Origin of the sequence: Actinoplanes sp. NPDC051633, assembly GCF_040681735.1 — a bacterium.
Taxonomy (GTDB): Bacteria; Actinomycetota; Actinomycetes; order Mycobacteriales; family Micromonosporaceae; genus Actinoplanes.
Genome location: NZ_JBFAZH010001763.1, coordinates 1 through 1,136 on the forward strand (window position 1 = coordinate 1; position 1,136 = coordinate 1,136).

The following is a 1,136-nucleotide window of genomic DNA, read 5'->3' on the forward strand; positions in this document are numbered from 1 at the left end:
GTGGCGATGGTGTCCACAAAGGACTTGTCCAGCTTGAGCGTGTCGACGGGCACCCGGTGCAGGTAGCTCAGCGACGAGTACCCCGTGCCGAAATCGTCGATCGAGACCTTGATCCCGGCGTGCCGCAACCGGGCGATGCCGGTCGCGATCTCCTCCTGCTCACCGAGCAACAGGCTTTCGGTGATCTCCAATGTGAGCAGGTGCGGCGGGAGACCGCCGTCGGCGAGCTCCTGGAAGACCTGTTCGATGAACCCGGGCGCGCGGAACTGCCGGACCGACACGTTGACGCTCACGTACGGGGTCTCCGCCGGGGCGAGCCGCTGCCATTCGGCAGCGCCGGCGATAGCGGTCCGCAGCACCCACGCGCCGAGCTCGACGATGAGACCGGACTCCTCGGCGACGGGAATGAACGCCGCCGGTGACACCATGCCGCGGGTCGGGTGCGGCCACCGCAGCAGCGCCTCGAATCCCACCGTCCGGCCGGTCCGCAGGTCGACGATCGGCTGGTAGTACAGCACGAAGGCTCGGTCGGCGTAGGCCCGATCGAGATCGGTGCGCAGCTGCATCCGGTCGATCACTTCGGCGTGCAACACCGCCTCATAGCGTCGCCAACGCTCCGTGCTCGCCTTTGCCGTGTCCAATGCGACGTCTGCCTGGCTGAGCAGGTCCTTGGCCGTGCCGGCATGTGCGGTCGTCGCCACGCCGCAGCGCAGGTGCGCGCTCACCACACTGCCGCCCACCTGGTACGGCTCGTCGGACGCGCCGACCACCAGTGCGGCGAGGCGTTCCACCTCGGCAAGGTCGGGCACCTCCTCGAGCACGGCACCGAACTCGTCGGCGCCCAGGCGCGCGACCGTGCCGTAACCGCCGAGCACACCGGAGAGCCGGTCGGCCACCGCGATCAACAGTTCGTCGCCCACCTCGTGGCCCATCGTGTCGTTGACGACCCGGAAATCGTCGACGTTGATCACCATGACCGCGCAGACGCCGTCGGTGTGCCCGGCCTGCGCGGCGGCGACGTCGTCCTGGAATTGCAGCCGGTTGCCCAGGCCGGTCAACGGGTCCAGATAGGCCCGCCTGATCAACTCCTGTTCCAGCCGGTGCCGTTGCGTGACGTCGCGCACGGTGAGAACCAG

The 1,136-nt window shown here is 68.6% G+C and carries 1 protein-coding gene; it reads right to left on the reverse strand.

The annotated features are described in order from the left end of the window. Window positions 1-1,124 (reverse strand): EAL domain-containing protein (locus tag AB0M20_RS44980; protein ID WP_364307749.1); only part of this gene is annotated, 1,124 nt, incomplete at its 3' end. Window positions 1,125-1,136: the final 12 nt, after the last annotated feature.